A 6,971-nucleotide genomic window follows, 5' to 3' on the forward strand; every position below is an offset into this window, starting at 1 on the left:
GGTCAGCGCTCCGGCCAGCGTTAAATGTGCCGGTCACCTTTCCGGCTCAAATTTCACGCCGACCCGCAATCACAAGAAGGAATTCGAAGATGTTGGATACCAACCTCAAACAACAGCTGAACACCTATCTGCAGTACATCGTCAATCCCATCGAGATCAGCGTGTCCGGCAACGACAGCGACAAATCTGCAGAGCTGCTGGCACTGGCCAGCGAGATCGCCGAGATGTCCCCCAAGATCACCCAGACCTCTGGCACTGCCGCTCGCAAGCCTTCCATGAGTGTCGCGGCACAGGGCCAAGCCCCGCGCGTTCACTTTGCCGGCATCCCCATGGGTCATGAATTTACCTCTCTGGTGCTCGCCCTGCTGCAAAGCGGCGGCCACCCGTCCAAGGCCGATGCGGCCGTACAGGAGCAGATCCGCAATCTCAAGGGCGAGTTCCACTTCGAGACTTATATCTCCCTCTCCTGCCACAACTGCCCGGACGTGGTGCAGGCGCTGAACCTGATGGCCACCCTGAACCCTGGCATCACTCACACCATGATTGACGGCGCCCTGTTCCAGGAAGAGGTCGCTGAACGTCAAATCATGGCGGTCCCGAATGTCTACCTGAACGGTCAGCCGTTCAGCCAGGGCCGCATCTCGCTGGAAGAGATCGTCGCCAAACTGGACACCGGTGCCAGCGATCGCAAAGCCGCCGAGCTGAATGAGAAAGATCCCTACGACGTGCTGGTGGTGGGCGGTGGCCCGGCTGGCGCCGCTGCGGCCATCTATGCCGCTCGTAAAGGCATTCGCACCGCCATCGTCGCCGAGCGTTTCGGTGGTCAGGTGATGGATACCGTCGGCATCGAGAACTTTATCTCCGTGCCCTACACCGAAGGCCCCAAGCTGGCCGCCAGCCTGGAGCAACACGTCAAGCAGTACGGTGTGGAAGTGATCACCGAGCAGCGTGCCGCCGCCATCAGCAAAGATGGCTATGTGAACGTGGATCTCGCCTCCGGCGCCACCCTTAAGAGCCGAGCCGTGATCCTGGCAACCGGTGCCCGTTGGCGCGATCTGAACGTTCCGGGAGAACTCGAGTACCGCACCAAGGGCGTGGCCTACTGCCCACACTGCGATGGCCCCTTCTTCAAGGGCAAGCGAGTGGCGGTGATCGGGGGTGGTAACTCCGGCATCGAGGCAGCCATCGATCTGGCTGGCATCGTCGAGCATGTAACCGTGGTGGAATTTGCCGATACCCTGCGTGCCGATGAAGTGCTGCAGAAGAAGGCTCGCTCCATGGGCAATATCGACATCATCATGAGCGCTCGCACCACCGAAGTGATCGGTGATGGCAGCAAGGTGGTCGGCATGGATTACGAAGATCGCACCACCGGTGAGATCAAGCACCTGGCGGTGGCTGGCATCTTCGTCCAGATCGGTCTGGTGCCGAATACCGAGTTCCTCAAAGGGAGCGAGATTGCCCTGACCCGCTTTGGCGAGATCGAGATCGATACCAAGGGCGCGACCTCTCTGCCCGGCGTTTACGCCGCTGGGGATGCCACCACGGTACCGTTCAAGCAGATCATCATCTCCATGGGGGCCGGCGCCACCGCCGCACTGGGTGCGTTTGATTACCTCATCCGCAACCCGGCGCCGGAAGCGATCAAGGCTGACGCCATTACCGCCTGATAAACCCCGCGCAACAAAAAGCCGACGCCCGATGAAGTAAACACGAGCGTCGGCTTTTTTACATCTGCATCGATGCGACATAAAAACCCCGCAGCAAATGGCGCAATGCTGATCAGTTAAGGATCTATTGACCGATCCTTCTGCTGTAGGACAATCCGGAACCAGTCACTGGTTCCGGATTTTTTTATGTCTATTGCAAACGACCTGAACGATGTTATTGAGACATCTGGCGACATGCTGGCTCGGCTGGCCATTTTTGCCGACCATATTCCCGACGAATGGATTACTGCCGCTGCCGCCTTGTCTGAAAAGGCCACTATCCGCCGCCGCCGTTTACCTTCTGATATGGTTTTGTGGCTCGTCGTGGGCATGGCCTTTTTCCGCAATGAGCCCATCTCCGAGGTCGCTCGGCGCCTCAACATCTGTGCCGAAGGGTTGGCCAATGATGCCTTGCTCGCTGACAGTGCCCTGTCTCAAGCCCGTCAGCGAATCGGCAAACAGCCGCTCGAGTGGCTTTTCAAGCAGTGTGCCGATGTGTGGGGGCGGGAACGTTATCCTCAAGACCATTGGCACGGTTTGCAGGTCTTTGCCATCGATGGGGCCCTGTTCCGGACCCAGGATATGCCTGAACTCAGAGCACATTTCGGCTCGGGTAACACCTCAACCAACCGGCAGACACCCTACCCGATGCTGCGGTTGGTCACGCTGATGAATGTCCGCTCGCATGTCATTGCCAACGCGGCCATCAGCCCGTACCGCAAAGGGGAAATCCCCCTGGCCAGCGAGTTCATTCACTCATTGCCGGACAAATCGGTGACTCTGCTGGATAAAGGTTTCTTCGGTGCCGACCTGTTGCTGCGTATTCAGGCCGAAGACACCGACCGTCACTGGCTCATCCCTGAACGCAAGGGGTTGGTATACACGGAACTGGAGCGCTATGGCGACGGTGACCGTCTGTTGCAAATGACGGTCTCGCCTCAGGCTCGCAAGAAAAATCCCGAGTTACCAACGCACTGGCAAGTTCGCGCAGTGACCTATGAGGTGGCAGGCAAGGAGAAAACGGTCTTTACCTCCCTGCCCGTGGCGCGATTCAGCGCAGCGCAGGTGGCGACCCTGTACCACGAGCGCTGGGAAATCGAGCTGGGATACCGGGATATCAAAAGTGCGATGCAGCACAACGCCATCACGCTGAGAAGCAAGAAAGTGGACTTGGTCTATCAGGAGCTGTGGGGTTTGCTGCTTGGATAAAATCTGGTCAGGCGGGAGGCGAGCCAGGCCGCCGTAGCCCATCGGCGAGCGCCCAATGAGGTGAGCTTCAAGTTTGCCTGTCAGTTCATCGCGAACCAGATGGCAGTGATGGCGGGCGCGTTATCGCCAGCCCATACGCCACGGAGGTTGGCAGAGTTGCGGGGCTGCATAGGCGTCATGTTCATAGAAAAACGCCCCAGGCCATCGAGACCCAGGGCGGTGAAGATATCAAAGACCCGTTTTCCGGTAAATCGCAATGCGGCTCCGCTTAAGTGAACAGCATTGCGCAGCAAATGGCGGGGTTGTTCATGACTGGACTTAAACGACTGGCATCACTCCAGCAAGAAAACGGCCTCGATATTATCGCTTACCGTGATCTGCTGTTGTTGATAGCTGTTATCCGCCATATCCGGCGCGGGGGCAGCCATCCCCATGGTCTGCACCGCCTTCAGGTTGCGGCTGTAGGCGGTGATGGGCGAAGCGTTGCGGTACTCCACACTGTACACCTTGCCAAGCTTCATCCCGAACGCCTTGGCCAGAGATTCAGCCTTGGTTTTGGCGTCCTCAACGGCATTCAGACGGGCCAGCTCCTTGATAACTTGCGGCGATTTCAACCCGTATTCAATCTGGGATACAGACTCCAGCCCGGCTTTGAGAGCGATATCCATCAAGGGGCTCAATTTATCCAGTTGATAGAGTTTGACCGCCAATTGCCGCTGGGCACGGTATCCCAGCAATACCGGCTTCTTGTTCTCGCCATACTGATATTCTGGAGAGACCATCAGGTTGCCAGCCTCAACATCGCTGCGCTTGATCCCCAACCCCTCCAGTTGGCTGAAAAAGGCTGCGACCTTGGTATCGACCTGTTGCTTGGCCTTGAGGCCCTGCTTATCCAGTGCACTCACCGCCACATTGAGGGTGAGCATATCGGGTTCGGTCTTTTGCTCGGCATAACCGCTCACCACCAGATGGGGCGCTTGCGGCACTTCAATCGCCAGCAGCGGAGCACTGACAACCAGAGCGGAAAGAGTAAGAAGGGGACGCCACATAGAAAAAAGCCTCAATCAACAAGATTGAGGCCATTATGCCCGCAGCACAGTGAGATTCATATATCGTGCAGTGGCGGGATCTGATCCAGTATCTGATTGGTCAGATCGAGGCTGATGGTGACCATGCTGCCGGGATCCTGGCTCTGGCTTGCCATATCCAGCGCCGGAGGTGCACCACAGACCAATACCTCATCATCGAAATGAAACGAGTCCCACGACAGAACGTGTCCTTGCACTGCCTGTCCGATATTGGTGCCACCACTATCCTCCTCCATCGCAGACCAGGCGATAGTATCAGACGGCCCCAGCAAATCGTGCAACAACGGGGAGTGAAAACTCGCCAGCGGATACTCCTGCTGGCCCTGACCATGGCCCACCAGAATCATGTTATGGGCAGACTCGGTATCCATGACAGGCACATAGGTGATAGACGCCGCAGCAAAGTCAACATAGAGCGAGCCCGCTACATCACCGGCCTCATTCTCAATCTCCATCCCATCCAGCCGGTCACCCGCGATCGAGGCCTGATAGCCAAACTGGCCGGCGCAGGTAATGTTCCCCTGCCCATCCCAGCTATAACGGATGCCATCAATGTCGACCCAGTTGAATGACTGCATGATTACCCCTCTCCTTTACTGCCGCTATCTTATCCATCCCCTTGAGGAAAAAACAGGGGCCAGGCAAGCCCGGCCCCGAGACAAGGTTACGGATCAACCTTCAGATTGCCATCATCCAACAACTTCTGAATGATCTGCAGGTCACTGTTACCCAAGGTTGTCAGGTCAATACTATCAAATTTTATGACGTGGCTGGTTCCTCCACTCGTACCATCCAAATCAATAGTCAATGTTGATTTCCCTGCACCATCGCTACTGAAGTTGAGATAAGCATCCAGCGAGCCTGCGATGGGTTGCTCACCAGTGAGCAACTCGCTGAGATCCAGCACATCTCCACCGGCACCGGTTGTGAAGTCTTTGATAACGTCCACACCACCGGCATCACTCGCCCCCCACTTGAAGGTATCCTTGCCGCTCCCGCCTGTCAGCATATCGTTCCCGCTGCCACCGACTAGGAGATCGATACCTTCACCGCCGATCAGGACGTCATCACCACCCAGGCCAACTAGGGTGTCATTGCCGCCCGCGCCGAACAGCACATTGGCACTCCCGTTACCCGTAAGGGTATCGCCAAAGTTGGAACCAATCAGGTTCTCGATTCCGCTGATGGTATCCTGGCCCGCACCGCTCGTGTTTTGCTGAAGCTCGGTGTTCAGGCTGACGGTCACGAGGGCACCGATGTCGATGTAGGTCGCAGTATCGACACCAGTACCGCCAATCAAAGTGTCGTTACCCAGCCCGCCAGCCAATATGTCGTTACCAGAGCCTCCGTCCAGGGTATCGTTGCCGCCCAAGCCGATCAGTACATCATCGCCATCACCACCGTTGAGCTTATCTGCAGAGCCATCCTGCCCCAGCAGAATCTCATTGCGGAAGGTACCGTTCAGCGTATTGGAGCCGGCGCTGCGGGTGACATCCACGACTGCCGAGTCCAGCGCTGTGCTGCCGTTGATGGAAGTGTTGTAGGAGAACGAGCCCCCATTACTTGAGCTGTCACTGTTCTCGGTAAAGACCACAGCGCTACCCACAAGGTCGACCTCACCACTCGTACCATCCGTCACATTGAAGACTGATAGCAGTCCACTGTTCGGCCCTGTGTCATTGGCCAACAGTGCCCAGGTTGGGATGTTGATGACATCTTCGCCCAACTGAGTGTTCACATTGGTCAACACCAGATCATCGCGGATGACCATCGCGCCCTGGCCGGGGGTAATGTTGATATTGAGGTTGGCCGATGCGGCATCGCCATCATTGTCGATGAGCGTGAAGGCGATGGTCGCCACCACAATCGAGCTGATGGCACTCGGCGGTGTATAGGTATAAGACCCGGTGAGCATGTTCACAGCGATGCTCGAGCCGCCACCCATGGTCACCGTCAACACGTTTCCACTCAGGCTGCCATTGTTAGCACCGGGACCAGAAGCGACAAAGGTGTTGGTGAGCTTGTCGTAGGTGTAGGTCTTGCCGGCAATCGCGAGACTGCCAACGAAACCGCCATCAGCGCCGAAACCACCCCCGGATGTTAGATTGCCTGGAATCGGCGATGCCTGAGCGGTAGCCACCAGGGTTGCCGTGAGGTCATTCAGATCATCAACCTCGATGGCATTGGTATTGCCGCCGCTGGGAGTTCCATTATAAGCAATCGGATCGAGCGCCGTGGCATCCACCCCGGTCCCCATGCCCAATGCATATGCACGGATGTTATTAGCGGTGAGAAAGTTGACCCACGCCTGCTCCTCCGATACGCCACCGTTGGAGTACGGCGTTGGCCAGCCCGCAGCAGAACCCGCCACATTGGAGATACCTGCGTCACCAGTTGGCCTGTTGGGGAAACCGTCAGACAGGAAGTACGCGACATTCTGTACGTTGCCGGTGGCCAGCTTGCCAGCATCGTCATAGACGTTGATCGCGTCTATCAGCGCCTCGTCATAGTTGGTATTGCCGTCGGCACTGGTGGCGAGAATGGCCGCCTTCGCGGCAGCGACCGTTACCCAGGTGCTCTCGACATCTGCCCCCGAGGAAAAGGTGACAAAGCTGACCCGCACATCGCCCAGGGCATCGTACTGTTCCAACAATTCCAGTAGCGAGTTCTTCGCAACTTGCAGGCGATCCATGCTGCCGACACCCGAGTCATAACCCATGCTACCGGAGACATCCAACACGATCAGCAGGTTGCTGTTCAGGTTAACCGCCGCCTGGCCAGACTGGGTCTGATTGGCTGCGGTCGGCACGTCATCAACAACATTGACCGTGACGGCTGCTGTAGCCGAATCACCATCGACATCGGAAGCAACAACGGTGATGCCGGTAATGGTGATGGTGTTTTCACCGTTGGCTATGGCGTGCGGCAAGGCACCCTTCAACTCGGCGCTAACCCCAACCGTGCC

General features: G+C 57.2%; 4 protein-coding genes and 1 pseudogene. 2 read left to right on the forward strand and 3 right to left on the reverse strand.

Annotated elements, in window-relative coordinates:
* The first annotated feature begins 89 nt into the window (after positions 1-89).
* Entirely contained in the window at positions 90-1,670 is a 1,581-nt protein-coding gene (gene ahpF / locus OKC40_RS17845; protein WP_270796332.1) for an alkyl hydroperoxide reductase subunit F, read from the forward strand.
* Positions 1,671-1,856: 186 nt separating this feature from the next.
* Positions 1,857-3,194, forward strand: a pseudogene (locus tag OKC40_RS17850) (IS4-like element ISAeme15 family transposase).
* Between the two features lie 56 nt (positions 3,195-3,250).
* On the opposite strand, the gene OKC40_RS17855 reads toward OKC40_RS17850, so the two are convergent.
* The 3 genes from OKC40_RS17855 to OKC40_RS17865 form a co-directional block, all read right to left on the reverse strand.
* The gene (locus OKC40_RS17855) at positions 3,251-3,967 is read right to left on the reverse strand and encodes an SIMPL domain-containing protein (protein WP_270796334.1); all 717 of its coding nucleotides are present in this window, start codon (positions 3,965-3,967) and stop codon (positions 3,251-3,253) included.
* 56 nt (positions 3,968-4,023) lie between these two features.
* Positions 4,024-4,584, reverse strand: coding sequence for a hypothetical protein (locus OKC40_RS17860; RefSeq protein WP_182939399.1), 561 nt, complete (start codon positions 4,582-4,584; stop codon positions 4,024-4,026).
* An 86-nt stretch (positions 4,585-4,670) separates the two neighbouring features.
* Positions 4,671-6,971, reverse strand: a 2,301-nt coding sequence (locus tag OKC40_RS17865) for a type I secretion C-terminal target domain-containing protein (protein WP_270692855.1), incomplete at its 5' end; no start/stop codon positions are given.

It is taken from the genome of Aeromonas sp. QDB11 (genome assembly GCF_027705265.1).
Taxonomy (GTDB): domain Bacteria; phylum Pseudomonadota; class Gammaproteobacteria; order Enterobacterales; family Aeromonadaceae; genus Aeromonas; species Aeromonas allosaccharophila.